This is a genomic window from Corallococcus llansteffanensis (assembly GCF_003612055.1).
GTDB classification, from domain to species: domain Bacteria; phylum Myxococcota; class Myxococcia; order Myxococcales; family Myxococcaceae; genus Corallococcus; species Corallococcus llansteffanensis.
Window position 1 is genome coordinate 1 of the sequence record NZ_RAWB01000107.1, and the last position, 20,975, is coordinate 20,975.

The 20,975-nt window shown below is 71.6% G+C and carries 19 protein-coding genes; 8 read left to right on the top strand and 11 right to left on the bottom strand.

The window, feature by feature from the left end; translation table 11 throughout:
* From D7V93_RS12710 to D7V93_RS12720, 3 genes are all read left to right on the top strand, one after another.
* On the top strand, nt 1-1,246 hold a 1,246-nt coding region (locus D7V93_RS12710; RefSeq protein ID WP_244237272.1), incomplete at its 5' end, for a class I SAM-dependent rRNA methyltransferase.
* A 61-nt stretch (nt 1,247-1,307) separates the two neighbouring features.
* On the top strand, nt 1,308-1,802 hold the full coding sequence (locus D7V93_RS12715; protein ID WP_120643656.1) for a YkgJ family cysteine cluster protein: 495 nt from the start codon (nt 1,308-1,310) through the stop codon (nt 1,800-1,802).
* Between the two features lie 124 nt (nt 1,803-1,926).
* Entirely contained in the window at nt 1,927-3,039 is a 1,113-nt protein-coding gene (locus D7V93_RS12720) for a glycerate kinase (protein WP_120643657.1), read from the top strand.
* Nucleotides 3,040-3,051: 12 nt separating this feature from the next.
* On the opposite strand, the gene D7V93_RS12725 is transcribed toward D7V93_RS12720, so the two are convergent.
* Together D7V93_RS12725 and D7V93_RS12730 are read right to left on the bottom strand one after the other, a co-directional pair.
* Nucleotides 3,052-4,023, bottom strand: coding sequence for a nicotinamidase (locus D7V93_RS12725; protein ID WP_120643658.1), 972 nt, complete (start codon nt 4,021-4,023; stop codon nt 3,052-3,054).
* 50 nt (nt 4,024-4,073) lie between these two features.
* Nucleotides 4,074-5,519: a nicotinate phosphoribosyltransferase gene (locus D7V93_RS12730; protein ID WP_120643659.1), complete on the bottom strand. Its 1,446-nt coding sequence runs from the start codon at nt 5,517-5,519 to the stop codon at nt 4,074-4,076.
* Nucleotides 5,520-5,718: 199 nt separating this feature from the next.
* On the opposite strand from D7V93_RS12730, the gene D7V93_RS12735 reads away from it, so the two are divergent.
* Nucleotides 5,719-6,396 carry an MmcQ/YjbR family DNA-binding protein gene (locus D7V93_RS12735; RefSeq protein ID WP_120643660.1) on the top strand — a complete coding sequence of 226 codons (678 nt, stop codon included), beginning with the start codon at nt 5,719-5,721 and terminating at the stop codon, nt 6,394-6,396.
* A 63-nt stretch (nt 6,397-6,459) separates the two neighbouring features.
* On the opposite strand, the gene D7V93_RS12740 is transcribed toward D7V93_RS12735, so the two are convergent.
* The 3 genes from D7V93_RS12740 to epmA are packed head-to-tail and all read right to left on the bottom strand — an operon-like array spanning nt 6,460 to nt 8,911.
* Entirely contained in the window at nt 6,460-7,167 is a 708-nt protein-coding gene (locus D7V93_RS12740) for an inorganic pyrophosphatase (protein ID WP_120643661.1), read from the bottom strand.
* A complete protein-coding gene (locus D7V93_RS12745) occupies nt 7,164-7,898 on the bottom strand; it encodes a lysophospholipid acyltransferase family protein (protein ID WP_244237273.1) in 735 nt (244 codons plus the stop codon). Before D7V93_RS12745 ends, D7V93_RS12740 begins: the two co-directional genes overlap by 4 nt.
* Nucleotides 7,898-8,911, bottom strand: a complete 1,014-nt coding sequence (gene epmA, locus D7V93_RS12750) for an EF-P lysine aminoacylase EpmA (RefSeq protein WP_120643663.1) — start codon at nt 8,909-8,911, stop codon at nt 7,898-7,900. The genes D7V93_RS12745 and epmA overlap by 1 nt, the downstream gene beginning before the upstream one ends.
* Nucleotides 8,912-8,929: 18 nt before the next feature.
* Between epmA and D7V93_RS12755 the strand changes: the two genes are divergently transcribed.
* Together D7V93_RS12755 and D7V93_RS12760 are read left to right on the top strand one after the other, a co-directional pair.
* A complete protein-coding gene (locus D7V93_RS12755) occupies nt 8,930-10,609 on the top strand; it encodes a chromosome segregation protein SMC (RefSeq protein ID WP_120643664.1) in 1,680 nt (559 codons plus the stop codon).
* A 66-nt stretch (nt 10,610-10,675) separates the two neighbouring features.
* Nucleotides 10,676-11,215: an FHA domain-containing protein gene (locus D7V93_RS12760; protein ID WP_120643665.1), complete on the top strand. Its 540-nt coding sequence runs from the start codon at nt 10,676-10,678 to the stop codon at nt 11,213-11,215.
* A gap of 84 nt (nt 11,216-11,299) precedes the next feature.
* On the opposite strand, the gene D7V93_RS12765 is transcribed toward D7V93_RS12760, so the two are convergent.
* From D7V93_RS12765 to D7V93_RS12780, 4 genes are all read right to left on the bottom strand, one after another.
* A complete protein-coding gene (locus D7V93_RS12765) occupies nt 11,300-12,346 on the bottom strand; it encodes an SPFH domain-containing protein (protein ID WP_120643666.1) in 1,047 nt (348 codons plus the stop codon).
* 194 nt (nt 12,347-12,540) lie between these two features.
* The gene (locus tag D7V93_RS12770; protein WP_120643667.1) at nt 12,541-13,341 is read right to left on the bottom strand and encodes an ABC transporter permease subunit; all 801 of its coding nucleotides are present in this window, start codon (nt 13,339-13,341) and stop codon (nt 12,541-12,543) included.
* 2 nt (nt 13,342-13,343) lie between these two features.
* Nucleotides 13,344-14,303, bottom strand: coding sequence for an ABC transporter ATP-binding protein (locus D7V93_RS12775; RefSeq protein ID WP_120643668.1), 960 nt, complete (start codon nt 14,301-14,303; stop codon nt 13,344-13,346).
* A complete protein-coding gene (locus tag D7V93_RS12780) occupies nt 14,300-16,612 on the bottom strand; it encodes a glycosyltransferase family 39 protein (RefSeq protein WP_120643672.1) in 2,313 nt (770 codons plus the stop codon). The genes D7V93_RS12775 and D7V93_RS12780 overlap by 4 nt, the downstream gene beginning before the upstream one ends.
* Before the next feature lie 275 nt (nt 16,613-16,887).
* Between D7V93_RS12780 and D7V93_RS12785 the strand changes: the two genes are divergently transcribed.
* Nucleotides 16,888-18,213: a hypothetical protein gene (locus tag D7V93_RS12785; protein WP_244237274.1), complete on the top strand. Its 1,326-nt coding sequence runs from the start codon at nt 16,888-16,890 to the stop codon at nt 18,211-18,213.
* Between the two features lie 5 nt (nt 18,214-18,218).
* Entirely contained in the window at nt 18,219-19,082 is an 864-nt protein-coding gene (locus D7V93_RS12790; RefSeq protein ID WP_120643669.1) for a hypothetical protein, read from the top strand.
* Between the two features lie 8 nt (nt 19,083-19,090).
* Here D7V93_RS12790 and D7V93_RS12795 read toward each other — a convergent pair whose 3' ends face one another.
* Nucleotides 19,091-20,176: a serine hydrolase domain-containing protein gene (locus D7V93_RS12795; protein ID WP_158623725.1), complete on the bottom strand. Its 1,086-nt coding sequence runs from the start codon at nt 20,174-20,176 to the stop codon at nt 19,091-19,093.
* A 43-nt stretch (nt 20,177-20,219) separates the two neighbouring features.
* On the bottom strand, nt 20,220-20,975 hold a 756-nt coding region (locus D7V93_RS12800; protein ID WP_372338314.1), incomplete at its 5' end, for a tetratricopeptide repeat protein.

Sequence of the window (20,975 nt, forward strand, 5' to 3'; positions counted from 1 at the left end):
CCCCCCCGGCCGTGGGAGGCCCGGTTCGCGTCCGGAGAAGCACCGCCCGGACCGCACGACGCCGGAGCTGGGCCCGGACGGCACGCCACAGGTGATGCTCCTGCGCCGCGGCTCCGACCGGTGGCAGGCGGGCCCGCCGTGGATCTACCGCGCGGACCTGAACGGCGACCCCGGCCTCCAGGGCGGTGAGGTGGTGCGCGTCGTGGACGGCCGCGGCTGGTTCATGGGCAAGGCCTTCTACTCGAAGGTGTCCAAGATCTCCCTGCGCTGGCTCACCAACGACGACGTCGCCGTGGACGCGGACTTCTTCCGCAAGCGCCTCCAGTCCGCGGAGGCCCTGCGCAAGCTGGCGCTCCCCGGCGAGACGACGTACCGGCTGGTGCATGGCGAGGCGGATGGCCTCCCGGGCCTCGTGGTGGACCGCTACGGCGACTACCTGAGCGTGCAGTTCCTCATCCCCGCAATGGAGCAGCGCAAGGCGCTCATCGCGGACCTGCTGGAGGAGCAGTTCCACCCGAAGGGCATCATCAACCGCTCCGACGTGAGCGTGCGCCACCTGGAGGGCCTCCTGCCGGAGAAGGGGCTCCTGCGCGGCGAGCTGCCCCCGGGCCCCGTGTCCTTCGACGAGGGGCTCGTGCGCATGCGCGCGGACCTGCTCGAGGGCCAGAAGACGGGCGCCTTCCTGGACCAGCGCGAGAACCACGTCATGGCGGCGCACTACGCCTTCGGCGACGCGCTCGACTGCTTCAGCTACGTGGGCGGGTTCGCGCTCCAGTTGGCCACGCGCGCGAAGCACGTCACCGCGGTGGAGATTTCCGACGCGGCCTCCGCGCAGCTGAAGGAGAACGCCCAGGCCAACAAGCTCTCCAACCTGGACGTGGTGACGGCCAACGCGTTCGACTTCATGCGCGACGCGGTGGACGAGGGGAAGCGCTACGACACCATCGTGTTGGATCCGCCCTCGTTCGCGAAGAACAAGGACGCCATCCCCGCGGCGGTGCGCGGCTACAACGAGCTCAACCTGCGCGCCTTCCAGCTCCTGCGCCCCGGCGGCATCCTCGTGACGGCCAGCTGCACGTACCACGTGGATGAGCAGGCCTTCGAGGACATGCTCGCCTCGGCCGCGTCGGACGCGCGCCGCCGGGTGCAGATCATCGAGCGGCGGGGCGCCGGCCGCGACCACCCCGTGCTCCTCAACCTGCGCGAGACGCGCTACCTCAAATGTTTCGTCCTGCGCATGCTGTGAGCTAGGGTACGACCCAAGGGGTCCGGCTTGCGGACCCCGACGTGCGGGAACGGTTCAGGTCATGGGGCGGGCGGACTGGGACGACGCAGACGACGAGGCCCCCGCGGGCGGCACGCGGGAGCTAGAGCGTGCCCTGCAGGAGACGCGCACCGTCTACCGGCAGGCGGACGCGGCCTACGCCCCCTACTCCTGCCCGTCCAGCGGCGAGTGCTGCCAGCTGGCCACCACGAAGCGGCAGCCCTGGCTGTGGCGGCCCGAATGGGACGTGCTCACGCGCGACCGTCCGCTGCCGCCGCCCCGCGCCGACGGGGGCTGCCCCTTCCTGGATGCGGCGGGCAAGCGCTGCACGGTGTACGCGGACCGGCCGTTCGGCTGTCGCACGTTCTTCTGCGAGCGGATCCGCGGACCGGCCCGCCAGCCCTCCGAGGAAGTCACGCGCCTGCTCCTCCGGTTGGAGCGCATTTCACAGCGGGTGATGCCGTCTCTCCAGGGGCCACGGCCCCTCCTGGAGTGGTATGCCGGGGTCCAGACCACCCCGGCCCGGGAGGAACCGTGAAGTCCCTGCTGCTGACGCGGTGGCGCCCTGCCCACCGCGGCCCTGCCCTGTCCGCGAAGACATCCGCCCCCCAGGGCGTGAGGGAGCCGCGTTCCATGCGCTCCGAACTGGCGGGCCTCTGCACGTGATCCGTCCGCGCCTGCTCATCGCGCCCCAGGAGTTCAAAGGCACCCTGAGCGCAGCCGAGGCCGCCGCCGCCATGGCGGAGGGGCTGCGGCAGGCGTCGCTCGACGTGGTGCTGGACGTGGCGCCGCTCGCGGACGGAGGCCCGGGCACGGTGGACGCGCTGCTCGCGGCCGGACGTGGCGAGCGGCGGTGGACCACCGTGCGCGGCCCGCTGGGCGCCCCGGTGAAGGCCGCCTGGGCGCGCCTGGACGACGGGCGCACCGCGGTGGTGGAGATGGCGGCGGCGTCGGGGCTGTCCCTGGTGCCGCCGGACGGACGGGATGCCCGCGCCGCGTGCACGTACGGCACCGGCGAGCTGATGCGCGCGGCCCTGGACGAGGGCTGTGAGCGGCTCATCGTCGGCCTGGGTGGCAGCGCCACCACGGACGGAGGCAAGGGCGCGCTGGAGGCGCTGGGCTTCCGTTTCCTGGACGCGGCCGGAGCACCGCTGCCTCCGGGCGGCGCGGCCCTGGCGAGGCTCGCGCGCGTGGAGTCGGACGCGCGGCACCCACGGCTGGCCCAGGTGGAGCTGCGGGTGGCCACGGACGTCATCACGCCGCTGTTGGGCGAGGACGGCGCCGCGCGCCTGTTCGCCCCGCAGAAGGGCGCAAGTCCGGAGGTGGTGGAGGAACTGGAGGCGGCGCTCACCACGTTCGCGCGCGTGGCGGGTGAAGAGGCCGCGACGATTCCGGGCGCGGGCGCGGCGGGCGGCATGGGCTACGGGCTGGCGGCGCTCGCGGGCGGGAAGCTGACATCCGGCTACGTCCTGGTGTCGCGCGCGCTGGGGTTGGAGCGGCGCGTGCTGCTCGCCGACCTGGTGCTCACCGGCGAGGGGCGCTTCGACCGACAGACGTGGCTGGGCAAGGGCCCCGTCGCGCTCGCACGACTCGCGCGCGAGCACGGCACCCAGGTGGTGCTCTTCGCGGGCAGCGTGCACGCGGACGCCGTGCTGGACTTGTCCCTCTTCCGCGACGTGGTGGAGCTGAGCCCCCAGGCCCGCCCCGGCGCCAGCGCCCATGAGACCCTGCGCGAAGCGACGGCGCGGTGGGCGATGGCGCGGCTGGGCCGGTAGGGGCGCTTCGCGCTACGCCTCCAGCGCGTCCGTCGTGCGCACCACGCGCATCCCGGCGGCGCGGAAGCCCTCCAGCGCGGCCTTCGCCACGCGGGGGAAGTCCAGGCCCGCGGGCAGCGGCTCCAACGGCGGCGCGGGCACGGGGCTCATCGCGTCCTCCAGGATGTGGATGCGCTGGAGCTTCGACGGATCCGTGCGCTCCAGGTGCTGCTGCAGGTCGCGGAGCGTGGACAGCACGCAGTGGGAGCTGGCCTGCCCGAAGACGTACACCCGGTCGAACGACAGCAGGTGCTCCACCAGCCGCGTGTTGAACTCGCCCACGCGCTGGCCCTTCACCTGCGTCACCTCCGGCGCCATCACGGAGTAGTTCTCCGTCAGCGGGTGCTCCCCCTTCAGCTCGAAGTGGGTGGGCGTGTCGCGCACGAGCGCGTGGAAGAGGCTGGCCTCGTACAGCGCCGGCACCAGCGCGTGGCTCTGCCCGCCCAGCAGCGCGTGGTACGGCCAGATGGTGAGCACGTACCGGCCGCTCGCCTCCAGCCCCTCGCAGTACGCCAGGCTCTCCTCGGGATGGCGCGTGGGGCGCCAGCGGCCGTCACGCACGTCCTTCGCGGTGATGACCGTCATGGGCGCGGGCGGAAGCCCCTGCGCATCCTTCCACCACGCCGGGTGGAAGATTTGAAAGGCCCGGTGCGTGTCCAACGAGAAGACGAGCCCCGTGAGCCGGTCCAGGTGCGCGTACAGCCAGCGCAGCGTGCGCTGCGTGTCCTCCACGGCGCCGGGGACGAAGAGGCTGGCGCCGGGCGTGCAGAAGGCCACCTGCGCGTCGATGCCGAACGCCACGATGCGCACGCGGTCCTCGCGGGCCGGCCGCACGCGGTGCTCGGCGGCGTAACGGCGGGCCTCCTCGGAGACCTCGGCCACGCGCTCCAGGTAGAGCTGGCCCGCGCGCGCGTCGTCGTGGAACCGGGGTGGGGGCAGCGACATGACGTCTTCTCCAGACCGCCTGGCGCCGCCCGCCTCCGAAAACCGGAGCGTCAGCGGCCCTGCGGGAAGTGGCGCCGCGTGAGCGAATCCACCAGCGCCTGCGTGGTCGCAGTGTAGCCGATGCGCTGCGCCTCCGGCGTCAGGCCTTCGGCGCCCAGCAGCGATGGCGACTCGGGCGGGGCCTCCATCAGCGGCAGGTAGCCCTGCGGCGTCGGCTCCCCCGCCTGTCCCACGAGCCCCAACGGCCCACTGCCGGTGCGACGGCGGAAGAGCACCGGCGTGCCGGGGATGCTCTGCTTGCCCTCCGCCAGCTCGTTGCCGAACTTCATCACCGCCGTCGCGCCCGTGCACGACAGCTTGTAGATGGCCGCCACCCGGTCGCGCGTCAGCGGGCTCGTCATGGTGCGCGCGACGATGTGGCCGCCGTAGCCGTAGAACTGCTCCGTCGGCTCCCAGCCCACCTGCCGGCGCAGTTCCTCGAACTCGCGCGTCATCTGCGCGTCCAGGCCGTCCTCCAGGATGAGCACCGGGTGGATGCCCATGTCCCGCGCGCGCGTCACCGCGTAGAGGTACTGGAGCTTCTTGTTCCCGGAGTCGAACCGGATGGAGTCCCCGCCCTGCGGCTCCTCCGAGATGAGTTTGTACGCGGCCGGGATGCCCGACGTGAGCGTGTCGAAGGTGTCCAGGAGGTAGCTGGAGCGCTGCGGCCGCCGCTCGTGCATCGCGCGGAAGGCCGCGTCGTCGGAGCCGTAGCGCTGCACGTGCTCGTGCCCCATCGTGCCCACGGGAATCATGCCCAGCAGGCGCGCGCCCTCCACGTTGCTCGTGCGCTGCACTCCTGCTTCCTGGCAGGCCTTGAGCGCCAGCTCGTGCTGCTCCAGGCAGGTGGCCGCGCGCAGGCCCACCTCGAAGATGCGCGAGGGGTCCTCGACGATGTCGACCAGCTCCTTCACCTGCGCCCGCACGCGCTGCAGGTAGCCCTCCGAGTCCACCCGGATGGGCACGGCCTTCACGCCCACCTGGTCCAGCGTCTCCAGCGCGATGCGCTTCTCCTCCTCGCACGTCACCGTGGCCAGCGCGCGCGCGAGCCCCTCGCGGTCCTGCAGGGCCTGGGTGGCCACCTGGATGCGGTAGTTGAGCTGCAACAGCAACGGCTCCAGCCAGGACACCAGGGCGGAGGGGCCCGTCAGCGTGAGGATGGGCTCGCGCGGGAAGAACAGCGCGCCCCGGGGGATGGCACGCACCGTGAGGCGGTCCGTGCGCTGGATGGCCGCCTTGAAGCCCACGCCCATCTCGTAGTCGTGCTGGGCGAGGAAGGCGTAGTCGTCCGCCCGGGCCACGGGCAGCAGCTTGCGGACGTAGGCGTCCAGGTCCAGCGGCATCACCTGCGGCCCGCCCTTGCGGTGCGAGTAGTAGAACGTTTCCTTCCGCAGGGGCCAGCCGGCCTCCGCCATGCTGAACTTGTAGCCATCCGTGGCGAGCAGCGACTGGGGCATTGCGGTGAGGCTCCTTGTTGACCCAAAGACTATGCGTGGCGCCAGCCCGTTACCTAATGCGACGCATCCGGAAGGATGAGGCCGTGAGAGGCACCGGGTGCCCGCCACCCGCCTCCCCACGGACCGATACATCTGGGAATACGCCCGACGCGACAGGTCCGGTTAAGCTGTCCGGACTCACAACGAAGCCAAGGTGCCCATGCCCGCAGAGAACGAGACGCAGAAGGTCGAAGCGGTACTGCGCGAACATGCGATGAGCTACCCCGGCGCCCACGAGGACTTTCCCTGGGGCCACCGCGCGCTGAAGGTCAATGACAAGACCTTCCTCTTCATGACCGTGGACGGCGCGAAGCTGAACCTCTCCGCCAAGCTGCCCGACTCCAAGGACGCCGCCCTCACGCTGCCCTTCACCGAGCCCACCGAGTACGGCCTGGGGAAGAGCGGCTGGGTGTCCGCCCACTTCGACTCCGCCGCGCAGGTGCCGGTGCCCGTCATCAAGGCGTGGATCGACGAGAGCTACCGCGCCATCGCGCCCAAGAAGCTCGTGGCCCAGCTCCCGGAGCGCGGCACCGCCGTGCCCGGCCCCGCCTCCCGGCCGGCGTCCAGGCCCGCCGCGAAGTCCGCCGCGAAGTCCGCCGCCCGTCGTGGCGCCGCCGCCACGCGGAGCGTCGCGGCCCCGGTGAAGAAGGCCGCCAAGAAGGCCGTGGCCCAGGTGAAGTCCGCCGCCAAGAAGACCGTGGCCCGCGTGAAGACCGCCGCCAAGAAGGTCGTGAAGAAGGCGCAGGCCGTGAAGAAGGCCCCGGCCCGCAAGGCCCCGGCCCCGGCGCGCGGCAAGCGAAACCCCACGGATCAGCTCAAGCGCGCCCGCCGCTCGTAGCGCTTCGCGGGCGTCCCGCGCGGAAGGGGGGCCACCGGCCACGCCCCTTCCGCCGGGCCTGGACTACTTCGCGCTCCTGGCCGACGCGCCCTTGCGACGGGGCGCGGGCGCGGCCTTCCGGGCAGTCCGGGCCGGCTTCGCTGGCGGCGCCGCGAAGAGCTTGTCGTAGTCGCGCATGCTGCGCCGGATGACCTCCAGCGCCTCCTGCCGGTCATAGACCTCCGCGATCTCCACGCTGCGCTTTCCCTCACCGGGGATCTGCTTGTACGTGAGGAAGTAGTGCTTCAGGCGGTCCAGCAGCGGGCGCGGCAGCTGCGCGATGTACTGGAGCTCGCCGTACACCAGGTCCGACTCCAGCACCGCGATGATCTTGTCGTCGGCCTCGTTGCCGTCGACCATCCGGAAGCCGCCGATGGGCACCGCGTGCACCAGCAGGTTGCCGTTGGAGACCACCTTCTCCGTCAGCACGCAGATGTCGATGGGGTCCCCGTCGCCGTGGATGTCCTTGAGGCCGGTGCGCTCCGCGCAGCGCTTCGCCACCTGCTCGCCGCAGTACGTCTTCGGGATGAACCCGTAGAGCGTGGGGCACTGGCTGCTGAAGCGCTGGGGGCGGTCCAGCTTGAGGATGCCGGACTCCTTGTCCAACTCGTACTTCACCGCGTCCGTGGGGACGATCTCGATGTACGCGTTGATGATTTCAGGAGCTTCCGGCCCGGGCGAGATGCCATGCCAGGGATGGGCTTGGGACGTGGTCTGGTTCGGCTTCTTCATGGAATGTCTCCCGAGCGCTGTCGCGCCTCGGCATAGAGCCCGGCGACCGCCTCTTCCAGGTGTCGCGTGAGGGTGTCCCGGTCCGCCAACGTCAGCCCCTGCGTGGGCACGGGCCTGCCCACCACCAACGCCACCCGCTGGCCCCAGCGGACCGCGCGGCCGCCCTTGGGGAGGATGAGGCGCGTCCCGGACACGGCCATCGGTACTACCGGCACCTGCGCCTGGATGGCCAGCGTCGCGGCGCCCTTCTTGAACGGCTTCAGCTCCCCGTCCGGGCTGCGCGTGCCCTCCGCGAAGAACAGCACGCTCACCCGCTCGCGCACCGCCGTCACGGCCTCCATGAGCCGCGCCTTGTCGTCCGCGCCGCCCGTGCGCTGCACCGGGATGTTGCCCGCCCGCCGCATCGCCCGGCCGAACACCGGAATCTTGAAGAGCTCCGCCTTGGCCACGTAGCGCGTGTGCTTGCGCAGGTGCGCGAAGTTCACCATCGCGTCGAAGTGCGACTGGTGATTGCACACGAAGACGACGTTGCCGTCCTCGGGCACGTTCTCCAGGCCGAACGCCTCATGCTGCACACCCGCCGCCGCCAGCGACGAGCGACCCCACAGCCGCAGCACCTTGTCCGCCGCCAGCGGATCAAACCCCGACAGCACCGACACTGACGCCGACGCCACGCCCGTGAGTCCCACCGCGGCCGTGCCGGCGAACACCGTCTGGAGCACCTTGCGCATCAGACGAACCCATGTGCGGGGAACAGGAGGACGTCCTCGATGCGCTGGACCCCGAGCAGCAGCATGAGGATTCGATCAAGCCCGACAGCGATGCCCGCGGCGGGCGGCATGCGCCCCACCGCTTCGAGGAAGCGCTCATCCAGCGGATACACGGCGCGCCCCAGCCGGCGGCGCAGCTCCTGCTCCTCCAGCAGCCGCGCGCGCTGCTCTGCCGCGTCCGTCAATTCGGAGAAGCCGTTCGCCAGCTCCAGCCCCTTCGCGTACAGCTCCACCCGCTCCGCCACCGTGCCGTCGCCGGGCTTCAGCCGGGACAGGGCCGCCATGGAGGCCGGGTACTCGATGAGGAACGTGGGCCGCTCGTGCCCGAGCCCCGGCTCCACCTTCTGCAGGAAGAGGTGGAAGAAGACGTCGTCGAAAGACTGCGCGTCCCCGGTGCGCACGCCCGTCGCCTCCACCGCCCGCTTGAGCGACGCGCCGTCCGCGTGCTGCCGCAGGTCCACGCCCGTCGCGCGCAGCACCGCGTCCCGCACCGTCACCCGCTCATACGGGGTGCGCGTGAAGAACGAAGGATCCGCGCCCGGAGCCCCTTCCGCCGCGACCGCCGCCGCCTGCCCCGCCGCCGCCAGCGCGCCCTCCAGGTCATCCATGATGGCGTGGTAGTCCGCGTGCGGCCGGTAGAACTCCAGCAGCGTGAACTCCGGGTTGTGCGTCTGGGAAACCTCGCCGTTCCGGAACACCTTGCATATCTGGAACAACGGCCCGGCCCCTTCGGCGAGCAGGCGCTTCATCGCGTACTCGGGGCTGGTGTGCAGGTACAGGGTGCGGGCCCGGCCCAGGTCCGTCTCCGGGACGAAGGGGGCCTCGAAGGCGGTGATGTACGGCTCCATGCCGGGAGCGGGCACGAGCAGCGGCGTCTCCACTTCCAGGTATCCCTGACGGGCGAAGAAGTGGCGCAGGGCAGCGTACAGGCCCTGGCGTCCGCGGGCCGCCCGCCATGGGTTTACGTTGGGCATCGGCAGGTCGGAAGTAACATGGGCCGCCTCATGTCCCCAAGGATTCCCGCCCTCCTCGCCGCCGCGCTGTGTCTGCTGGCCGCCTGTCACAAGGCGCCGCCCGCGGCGCCGGTCCCCCCTCTGAGTGAGGAGCAGCAGCTGACCGGAGAGGTGAACGCCCTCACCACCGAAGCCGCCCTCCTGCTGGAAGAGCAACACCGGCTTGTCTGGGAGTTCTGGACCGAGGGCAAGGGCGCGGACATCGCGGCCACGTACACAGGCAAGGAAGCGCTCTTCAGCCTGGAGAACCTGCGGCGCATCGACCGGCTGCGGCACCTGACGAAGGAGCCGCGCGAGCTGCGCGCCCTCACCGCGCTGCACGGCCACTTCGCCGGCGAGTTCCTGGCGCGCGAGCTGGCCGAGTACAACGACGCGTCCGCCAACCTGGAGGCGTCGCTCATGCTGAAGGTGGAGGGGCGCGAGGTGCGCTACCGCGACCTGGAGCGGCTGCTCGCCAACGAGAAGAACGGGGCCCGTCGCAAGGCGCTCTACGCGGCGGCCACGCCCGCGCTCACGCGCCTCAACCAGACGCTGTACCGCCGCGAGGAGCGCACCGGGGAGCTGGTGAAGCAGATGGGCTTCGAGTCCTACGAGGCCTTCGGCAGCGAGCTGCGGCAGGCGGACCTGGAGAAGCTGGCCCAGTTGGCGGAGGAGGTCCTCCAGGCCACGCAGGAGCCGTACCGGCTGGTGATGGAGCGGCTGAGCCAGCGTGAACTGGGGCTGCCCTTCTCGCAGCTCACGCGCGCGGACATCCCGCGCCTGTTCCGCTCGCGCGAGGTGGAGGACGCGTTCCCCAAGGGCGAGTCGCTGGCGAAGGCCCAGGCCACCGTGGCGGGGCTGGGCATCGACCTCGCCGCGCTGCCCAACGTGAAGGTGGACGCGCGCGACCTGCCCCGGAAGAACCCGCGCCCGCTGGCGATGGCGGTGCGCGTCCCCTCCGACGTGCGCCTGTCGTTCAAGCCCGGCACGGGCGTGCTGCACCAGGGGCGGGTGCTGCACGAGGTGGGGCACGTGCTGCACGCTGCCTTCACGACGGAGCCCCGCTTCGAACTGGCGCGGCTGGGCAACCCCACGGTGGGCGAGGCGTACTCGGCGCTCTTCGAGGACCTGCTGGAGGACCCGGTGTGGCTGGAGGAGCACGCGGGGGTGCTGGGCGACAACGACAAGCGCGCGCAGTTCCTCGCGACCTCCAGCGCGCACAAGCTGTACCTCATCCGCCACGCGGCGGGCCGGCTGCTCTACCAGTTGGAGCTGCACCGGCGCGTGGAGGTGGATCCGCGCGAGCTGTACCGCGCGCTGATGGCGCGCACCGGCGCCATGCCGATGACGGAGGACGACGTGGAGCGCTACCTCGTGGACCAGGAGGACTTCTACCAGTCCGCCGACAGCTTCCGGGCGTGGTTCCTCGCGGGGCAGCTCCAGGGGCAGTTGAAGGCGCGCTTCGGGCCGGCGTGGTGGCATGCGCCGGAGGCGGGCGCGTTCCTGAAGGAGCTGTGGGCCCGGGGCAGCGCCCCGTCCGCGCGCGAGCTCACGGAGGCCATTGGCGAGAGCGGCCTCTCGCCGGACGTGCTGCTGCTGCGGCTGAGCACCACGCTCCAGGTGCCCATGAAGCTGGACCTGCGCCGGCTGGACGACACGCCCCCCGCTTCCGCGCCCTGAGCCCACCGGCCGCGCGCCCCGGACGGCCCTTCCCGTCCCCGCCGGTTGCACGTAGGGTTCAGGGCCATGGTGTCCGTGAATCAGCTCCGTCCCTTCGCGGGGGCCTCGCTGGAGTCCTTCCGGGCCGCGTCCGGTTCCGTGGCCCTCATCCAGCAGCCCGTGGAGTCCTTCTTCCGCGACCTGACGCCCGGCCTCATCGGCGCGCGCACGGTGGGCATGGCGCACCGCTCGCGCATGGGCGAGCGGCTGCTCACCATGCTGCGCGACTTCGACAACCTGGAGGTGCACTTCCTCCAGCCGAACCAGGACGGCGAGGAGTTCACCGTGGGCCGCGTCGACACGTGCGACCTCGCGGTGCCGGAGCCCTCCGTCTCCCAGCACCACGCCACCCTGCGCTGGAACGCGGCCACCGGGGACTTCTCCGTGCGCGACGCCCAGTCCATGAACGGCACCTTCATCAACGGCGCGCCCCTGGGCTTCAAGGCCCAGGTGATGCTCCACGACGGCGCCACGCTGGCCTTCGGCGACGTGCAGTTCCTCTACCTGCGCGCGGAGACGCTGCACGAACACCTGCGCCTCGCCGCGCCCGGCACGCCCGCCCCCTGATGGTGATGCGCTGAAACGACGAAGGCCCCGCCTCCACCCTCCACAGGGGGGAGACAGGGCCCTCAGGTGTCGCCTCGCGCGGTGCTACAGCAGCTTCATCAGCTCCGCGCGCTTGGCGGCGTACTCCTCGTCGGAGAGCACGCCCGCGTCCTTCAGCTCCTTGATCTCCTTGAGCCGCACCGCGGGGCTGCGCGTGTCACCGGTGTTCGCCGTCGCCACCACCTGCTCCGTGGGCTGCGCGGGCCGCTGCTGCTGCTGGTTGGAGAACGCCTGGGCCATGCCGAAGCCCATGCCCATCCCCATGCCCTGCAGCGCGCCGTCGGAGCCGCCACCGCCCTTGGCCATGCCCTCGGACGCGCCGAGCATCGCCTGGCCCTGCGCGTACTGCTGGAAGCCGCCCGCGAGCCGCGAGTACGCGACGTCCTTGGACAGCTTCTTCAGCGTGGCCTCGTCCTCGGGCTTGATGCTCACATGGAAGTTGCCCATGCGGACGATGGTGAGGCCGTAGCTGTCCACGTGCGGCTTCAGGCCGGCGAGGATCTCCGTCTCCATCTCCTCCACGTAGGCGCCGCTCGTCACGTCCAGCAGCGGCCACTTCTTCTTCACCATCAGCTCGGCGGTGCGGTCGCGCGTCACCTTGAGGACCTGGCCCTTGAACCAGCCCAGGAACTCCTCGTTGCTCGCGCGGCCCATGCCCACCAGGCCCACCACCAGCTTCTCCGGCTCCGTCACGCGGATGGAGAAGTCGCCGTACACCATGGTGCCGATGCCCAGGCCCGTCTCCGGGTCGCGCACGTCACCGATGGGGCCGCCGAACTTCACGCCCGTGTGCTCGCGGGTGGAGACGAAGAAGATCTCCGCCATGAACATGTTGCCGCCGGTGAAGCCCTCCAGCAGCCGCGACAGGAACGGGATGTTGCTGGTGTCCAGCTGGTGCCGGCCGGGGCCCAGCTTGCCCTCCACCTTGCCGTCCTTGACGAACAGCGCCACCTCGTCGGCGTCGACGGTGAGCTGCGTCATCATCCGGACGTTCTTCTCCGGATACTTGTAGACGATCTCGCCCTTCGCCTCGTCCGCTCGGGCGATGAAGTTCCGCTTCGCCTCGCCCTTGATGCTGTCGAAGATCCCCATTGTGTTTCAGCGCCTCCGTGGCCGCCTGGGCGGCAGGACTTCAAAAGCTCCGTAACCCCAACCCCTAAATGCATGGTCACCGGCACGAAAGCGCCCCGCGCTTCCACCCAGCGTCCTACCCGGAACATACCAGCTTCATGGGCGCCTGCCCGTCTGGCCGCCCTCCAGGAGTCCGGTGCACGACCGCCAGGGGTTCAACCCCAGCGGCTAATCAGACGTTCCCGGTCGAGCAGACGGATGCTGGCCGCCAGCAGCACCAGGTCCAGCACCAGCACCACGGCGCCCTGGATGGCGTAGTACGCGAGCCCCGCCTTGAGCACGCCCGCCACCTGTCCGCCCACCAGCCCCACCAGGGGCAGCACCACCAGCGCGGAGAGCTGCTGCGCCATGCGCGCCTCGCTCACCCGGGCGGAGATGAGCACCGCGACGCCGTTGCCGAAGAAGGCGAACAGCGGCGCGAGCACGAACACGCCGAAGCCCCACAGCGCGTTGGGCATCAGGGGCGCGCCCACGAGCGGCCACGCGACGATGTCCACGCCCACGCAGAAGAGCGCGAACGCGAACCAGGTCATCAGCACCGCGGGCACCAGCGCCGCCAGGCTCTTGCCCGCCACCAGCTCCGCCGCCGACACGGGCGAGGCCAGCAGGGGCTCCAGCGTGCGCCGCTCCTTCTCCCCCGCCACGCTCTGGGACGCGATGAGGATGGGGATGAAGACGGGCATCACCAGGAACATGCCGAACCAGTCGGTGAGCGACTTGTCGATGAGGAAGCGCGCCGCGCTCGCGCCCAGCGGCAGCGTGGGGTCGTAGAAGAGGGCCACCGTGCGCAGGTCGGTGTGGTCCGGCTGCGACACGTACGTCCACACCACGGCGATGGGCACCGTCACCATCACCATCGGCAGCACCGCCATGGACAAGAGCAGGCCCACGTTCTTGCGCAGGTCCAGCGAGTCCTTCCAGAACACCGCCATCGCCCTTCGCGGCCGGAACGCCATGCTCACGCCACCTCGTCCTTGAGCAGGTCCAGGTACACCTCTTCCAGCGGCCGCTGCGACGGCACCACGCTGTGCACGCGCGCGCCCGCGCCCACCAGGCACGCCACCACGTCCGGAGCCTGGGCCTCGTCCGCCAGCATCACCCGCAGGCGCCCGCCCTCCAGCAGCACGTTGGGCGCGAAGGGCAGCCGGGCCAGCGCGGGACGGAACACTTCCGCGTCCCCCTCCACGCGAACCTCCAGGGCCTGTCCCGCGCGGCGCAGCTCCCGCACGGGCCCCAGCGCCAGCAGGCGGCGGCGCACCACGGCCACGCGCTCGCACAGCCGCTCCACCTCCGCCAGGTTGTGCGAGCACAGGACGATGGTGCGCCCCTCGGAGGCCAGCTCCGCCACCGCGTCGCGCACGGTGCGCGCGGACTCCGGATCCAGGCCGCTCGTCGGCTCATCCAGGAAGATGACGCGCGGGTCGTGCACGAGCGTGCGCACGATGGCCAGCTTCTGGCGCATGCCCTTGCTGAAGCTGCCGCACGCGTCGTCCTCGCGGCCGCCCAGCCCGAAGCGCTCCAGGTAGTGCCGGGCCCGGGGCCACGCGGTGGCTTCGTCCAGTTCGTGCAGCTTCATGAAGAAGCGCAGGTTCTCCCGCGCGGTGAGCCTGTCGTAGAGCCCGGGCTGTTCGGTGAGCAGGCCCACCACCTTGCGCAGGGACTCGCCGTCGTTCGTGACGGAGTGGCCCCACACGCTGGCGTCGCCGCTGGAGGGGCGCAAGAGGCCCGTCAGCATGCGCACCGTCGTCGTCTTGCCGGCGCCGTTGGGGCCCAGCAGGCCGAACACCTCCCCGGGCCGCACGTCGAAGGTGAGGTCCTCCACGGCGGTGCGCTCGCCGAAGCGCTTGGCCAGCCCGCGCACGCGGATGCCACCCTCGGCGGGGGCCTCCGCGCGCGCCGTCGCGAGGGGACGGCTCACTCGATGGTCACCAGGACGAACTTGTTGTTGATGTCGCGGTCGATGAGGGTGACGGTCTTGTCGGTGCCCACCGCGCTCCTGAGCAGGGAGACGCGGGTGTGCTCCACCAGCGCCCACTCGCGCCCCGGCCGCGCCGCGTACTGGCGCATGCGCGTGTTGGCGTCACCGGCGCGGAACTGCTCCACCGTGTTGCGCGAGTAGAACGTCTCCCCCCGCCAGTTCATCATGTACGCGGCGATGGGCTCCCCCGCCTGCCGCTGGGCGTAGTAGCGCCAGAACAGGTCGCGCTGCGTCCAGTGGTGGGACAGGTCCACCCAGTGGCCCCAGTTGAACCAGAGCGCGAAGCCCGCGGCCAGCCCCCAGAACGTGCTGAACAGCAGCACGCGCGAGCGCTGGAGCGCGGCCACCACCAGCAGCATGCCCGCGACGCCGAACGCGAAGCCCAGACCCACCTTCACGTTGATGGTGCCGGTGAAGACCTTGAAGAGCGCGTCGGACGCGGCCGGGCCCTTGAAGCCGCGCACCGCCAGCACCACGCCCGCGAGCACCAGCAGGCCCGCCACCCCCTGGAGCACCGTGCGCCCCTGCGCCTCCTCCGGCCGCGACGCCTGCCAGAAGAGGAAGCCCGCCAGCGCCGCCAGCGCCACGCCCCACAGGCCCATCGCGGACACCTGGCCCTGCGTGGCCACCGCGACCAGCGTGGCGACGCCGGTGAGCAGCAGGCCCAGCGCCACCGCGCGAGACGCGGCCGGGCGCGCGGGCTTGTCCTTGGAGGAGAACGCCTCGAAGGCGAGGTACACGCCGAAGGCCAGCAGCACCAGCGTCACCAGGTCGCCCATCCACAGCGGGCGCGAGGAGAAGAACGCGATGGGCCGGGTGACCAGCTCCTGCGGATAGGGGCGGTCGTAGTTGTAGACGAACAGGTCGGTGAAGTCCTTGGGGTTCTCCGCCAGGTCCTTGCCCACGAGGATGAACAGCACGAGGCCGAAGATGAGGCTCACCGGGTGCTCGGAGATGCCGTCCCGCCACAGCCGGTCCACGAACAGCGCCAGGAGGATGGCCAGGCCCGGCAGCACCGGGAACACGTAGTGGTGGAACTTCGTCGCGCTGGAGGCCAGCAGGTAGAACGCGAACGCCACCCAGATGACGGCGATGAGCGCCAGGTGGTCCGCCTTGTCGCGCGAGCGCAGCTTCAGTCGCGACACGACCGCGAACGCGCCCGGCAGCAGCGCCACCCACGGGAAGATGGCGAAGCCGCCCTGCTCGATGAAGTAGGTGAACGACCCGCCCGGCGTGGTGGTGTGCACGCCCGCGGTGAGGCGGTTCAGGTGGTCGTGGATGAAGAAGCGGTACCAGAACAGCTTGCCCTCGTCGTCCACGCTGTCGAACAGACACAGCGTCAGGTACCAGGGCACCGCCACCGCGAAGAACACGAGGATGCCCGTGCCCAGCTTCATCCGGTACATCTGCGCCCACAGCACGGGCATGGGCCAGGTGCCCGCGCGCACCTCGGCCCGGTACTCGCCGCGCAGGAGCCAGCGCAGGTGCGCCTCCAGGCTCTCGCGGTCCCACGGGATGACGGCGGCGGCCGCGTAGAGCGCCAGGATGACCGCGGGCAGGCCCACGCCCAGCAGGCCCTTGGCCAGCGTGGCGAGTCCCGCGAAGACATAGAAGCCGTACCACCAGCCCGCGCGGTGCTTCGTCGTGTCGTCCAGCTGGCCGATGAGCGCGCACGCCATCGCGCACACGAAGGTGGTGACGAAGGGCGTGTCGGTGACGGTCTGCCGCGTGAGCAGGAAGTACAGCGGCATGGTGGCCAGCACGAAGCCCGTGGCGAGCCCCGCGCGCATGCCCACGACGCGCGCCACCGCCAGGGACAAGAGCGACACGGCGGCGATGCTCAGCAGCGCGAAGGGCATGCGCATGCCCCACTCCGTGTAGAGGCCCATGGCCCCGTCACCCCGGAGGGCACCGACGAGGTTCATCCCCAGCGCCTGCATCCACATGGTGAGGGGCGGCTTGGAGAAGAACCACGCGTTCTCCCAGAAGGGATAGACGTAGTCGCTGCGCTGGATCATCTCCCGGCCCACTTCGCCGTAGTGGGTCTCCCAGGGGTCCCACAGGCCGACCGCGCCCAGGTACGGCACGAAGAGCAGCGCCGCGAAGCCCGCGGTCGCCAGGACCACGCGCGCGCTGAAGGACAGGGCCAACCACTTCTTCGCCCAGGTCGTCGTCAGGGTGTCCTCACCGAGGATGGCCTGGGTGAAGGTCTGTTCCCGCTGCGGGGTCTGTTCGCCGTCGCTTGCCACGCGCACGTGCTCCTTCGTCGTCCGGGACGGGCCCTCCGTGCACGGCACGGGGCCGGGGGGCTTATATCCCCCCCACCCCCGCCGGTCGACCGACCTGGAAGGGAGTGCGCCATTCTCGCGTCAGTCGCGCACCTTCCGTGTGCAGGCGGTGTGCAGGCGCCTGCACAGTCGGCCGGGGCCAGCCCGACAAAACGGCAGGGCACGCGCCTTGTAAGGGCCAGACCGTCGCAAGGTGCACCCGCGCGGCCGGAGCGCGGGGCCCCCGTCGAGGAGACATGATGCTCGTTTCAGCGGTGACCCTGGGCTGTGCCCTGCTGCTCGGGCAGGTGGAGACGCCGGAGGCGGCGGTGCCGGAGGAGCCACGACAGGAGGCCCCCCGGGTGGAGGAGCGACAGGAAGCGGTGCAGGCGCCGCCCGAGGAGGCCGTGGCGACGCCCGTCCCCGAGGTGTGGAACCTCCAGGTGCCCGTCCCGGGCGCGGACTCGCCCCGCCAGCCCTTCGATAGACCGGTGCTGTGCGTGAGCCTGCCCCCCACGCCCGCGGTCCCCTCGGGCGAGTGGCGCGCCCGGTGCGACGAGGCGAAGAAGGAGTGCCTGGTCACCCCCACGTGGGAGCTGGATGCGGAGGGACATGAGACGGGTCAGCGGCTGGACCGGGTGAACGGGTGCTACGACATGCTGTCCCCGGAGGTGGCGCGCGGCTACCGACTGGTGCCGGCCATCGCGGAGGCCCCGCCGGGCTGGTACCGCGACGAGCGCGGGCGGGTGTTGCAGTACAACTTCGACCTGCACCGGCGGATCCGCGTGGGTGGCGCCTGGGCCCCGCGCTGGGTGCGCGAGACGGAGGGCCGCGACAACCGCGTCCGGGTGGACTTCGGCGTGGACCTGGAGTGGCCGGGAGAGCCGGGGCAGCTCCACCGGGTGACGCTCCTGGACACGGAGTTGTACCTGGGCGACGCCTCGTCGTTCGACGCCACGCTGCTGCGCTACGACTTCCGCAGCGAGCGCGAGGAGCCGCTCTTCCGGGTGACGACCTTCTACGGCAAGCCCCGGCGCTTCGACGTCTTCGCCAACCTGGGCTTCTGGATGGAGGCGCTCCACGCGGAGCAGGTGCGCCGCGGGGACGTGAAGGCGGACTTCCTGGCCCTGGGCTCCACGTACGCGACCCTGGACCTGTGGCACTCGAGGGACCTCGTCTCCTACGTGCGCGTGCGCGCGGGGCCGACGCTGGAGCGCGACCGGACGAACGGCTTCGCCACGCTCGTGCCGGGCGCGGCGCTGGAGGGGGACCTCACGCTGGACCGCGACGGCTTCCACCACGTGCTCTTCGGAGCGGAGGCCCAGAAGATCCTGCTCGCGGAGCGCGTGGAGGGCCGCCCCCTGCGCCCCGAACGGCTGCGGCTGCGCGCGGGCTACGAGGTCATCGCCCTGGCCATCAACGACCAGCCCGTGAGCCTGACGCTGGACGGGCGCGGCACGTGGCGCGACGACCTGGCGAACGCGCCCGCCGGCTGGGAGTGGTCCGCGCAGGCGGGACTGCGCTTCTCGCTGTGGGCTCCGGCGAGGCGCTCCGCCCCGGTCGCGCATGACGGGAAGGGGTAGGCGCGATGGTCGCGCTCGCGCTGGCATTGCTCCTGAGCACCCTGCCCGACCCGGCCCTGGCGTGTCAGGGCCGGACGGACTCCGGGGAGACGTTCCCCACCTGCTTCGACCCCGGAACCGGCTGGGTGCTGGGCACCGCGCTGCGCGTGCAGGACGGGGACGCAGCCCTGCTCCTGCGCACCGGCCTCCTCGTGCGGGTGGAGCGCTCGAGCGGCAGCAAGGCCGAATCGCGGTGGTTCGATTCGCACCGCCTGCTCGTGACAGAGGCCTGGGGCGGCGCGCGCAAGGGGCTCACCTTCACCGGCTACGAGGGCCTGCTGCGAAGGCACGTCGACGAAGGCAACATCCTCGTCTCCATCGGGCGCCCCACACGCATCCCCTTCCCCTTCGACGTGGCCCTGTCCCTGCGCGCGGCCCACCTGGAGCGGCGCGTCTGGGAGGGGCCGGGCTGGACGCTGGAGACGGGCCGCGTGGGCCTGCTGCTGGACCCCGTCCGCACGAACACCGAGTGGGGCTGGCTGGCCGTGGGCCCCGCCGCGAGCCACGCCCTGCGACACGACCAGGACGGCACCACCCATGAGCTGTCGCCCTTCACGTCGCTGCTGCTCGACACGGGCTGGGAGACGCGGGACGGGCGGTGGGCGTTGCGCGTGACGGGGCTCGCGGGCTGGAGCTTCGACTTCGACGGCGGCTCCCACTTCCGGGCGCGGGGCGACGTCGCGGTGGAGCACGTGCTCCTCGCCGTCAACGACGTCCCGGTGTCCCTGCGCCTCGCGGCCACCGGCGTGCGCGGGGACGCGGGGCTCGCCCGGCGCGACGAAGCGATGCTGAGCGCCGGGCTCCTGGTGCGCCCGTTCGGCGAGCGCTGAGGCGGGCGTCACCCGCGCGGAGGCTTCGCCGCCAGGGCCTGGAGCAGCGCCTCCGACACATCGCCCATGCGCCCCAGGTCCGCGTTCGTGTTGCTCAGGAGGATGACGGTGAGGTCGTCCGCGGCGGAGCGGCTGAGGCGCAGCTTGAAGGGACCGTTGGAGCCACTGAGCCACAGCACCGGACGCTCCTTCCCCCCGAGCGACATCGAGCGCAGGCGCCCGCCATACGCGTAGCCCTCCTCCGCGACGTAGACCGTCGACAGGTGCTTGAGCGAAGCAGCGGACAGCAGCTTCCGCTGCGAGAGGGCGCGGGTCAGCGTGAGCAGGTCCTTCGCGGTGCTGTAGGCCCCGCCCGCGCACATCATGAACTCCGGCATCGGCACGGACTTGCGCTTCGGCACGGGCTGGAGCGCTTCGTAGCCGCGGGCGCTGGAGGGCACGTCCGTGAAGTCCCCCGCGAAGGTGCCCGTGTCCTTCAGCTTCAGGGGCGCGAGCAGGGCCCGGACGTTCTCCGCGTAGGAGCGGCCCGAGGCCTTCTCGATGAGCGCCTTCACGAGGATCCAGTTCGGGTGCGCATAGTCGAAGCGGCTTCCGGGCTCGAACTGGAGGTCTCCGCTCGCGTAGCGCGTGACGGCCTCGTCCAGGGGCAGCGTCTGCCGCGCCAGCTCCGGATCCTTGCGGAACGCGCGGATGACGTCGTTGGGCAGGCCGCTCGTATGCGACAGCAGGTGGTGCAGCGTCAGCCGGGCGCCGGTGTCCGGACGGTACGTGGGAAGCACCTCCACGACGGGCCGGGACAGGGACAGCTTGCCTTCATCCACGAGCTTCAGCGCCACGAGTGACGCGACGAACTTCGACACCGAGCCCAGCTCGTAGCGCGTGCCCTGCGTCGTGGGCGTGCCTGCCTCCAGGTCCGCGTGTCCGTAGGCCTGGTGGTGCAGCACGGTGCCACCGCGCGCGACGAGGATGACGCCGTTGAAGCCCGTGTCCCGCACGAACGTCGCGAGGGGCTCGTCCAGCGTCGCGGCGGAGGCCTGGATGCCGAGGAGCGCCGTGCACAGCAGCGGAAGCAGGAACCGGCTGGAGGAAGTCACAGGAGGGGAACGCCCGGGCGACGAGCGGATTGCATGCCCGCGCCTACGGCCCCGGGGTTTCGAGCGCCGCCTTCAACGCGCCCTCGGCCGCGCGCAGCCGGGGGTCGCGCGGATCCACGCGGCGGGCCTCTTCCAACCGGAGCAGGGCCCGCGCGGTGTCTCCCCGCGCCAGCTCGCACCGCACGCCCGCCTCCATCGCGCCCGTGTCGGACGGCCCGTACACCCGCGCTTCAGCCGCGGCGTGACAGCCCTCCTCCACCTGACCGGACTCGAAGAACGCGCGGGCCAGCTCCACCCGCGTGTCGACGTGCGCCGGCGCCAGCCGCACCGCCGAGGCCAGGGGCTCCACCGCGTCCGCCGGCAGCCCCCACCGTCGCAGCGCATGCCCCAGCTCGCGCAGCGGCCCCGCGACGCCCGGCACCAGCAGCGCCCGCGCCCGGGCGACCCGCAGCCCCGCGGGCTCCTCGAAGCGCACGTCCGCCGTCATCCGCTCCACCACCCGCCCGTAGCCGGAATAGGACTGAGGCCAGGTGAAGACGATCCGGTACACCCACTCCCCCCGGGGCACGAACCACGCCACCAGGTGCGTCGGCCCTCCGACGCCGTCCAGCTCCGCGCGGATCCGCTGAGCGGGCCGGCCTCCCAGGGACGCGGGCTGCACGGCGCCCACGGACACGGTGCGCCCCTCCGGGCCCGCGCGTCCGGGCACCAGCGCTTCGTCCCGGAAGAGCCGCGCCTGTGCCGTACCGTCCCCGGGCTCGCCCGTCTCGATGGCCTCCGCCGCGAGCGTGGCCCGCCC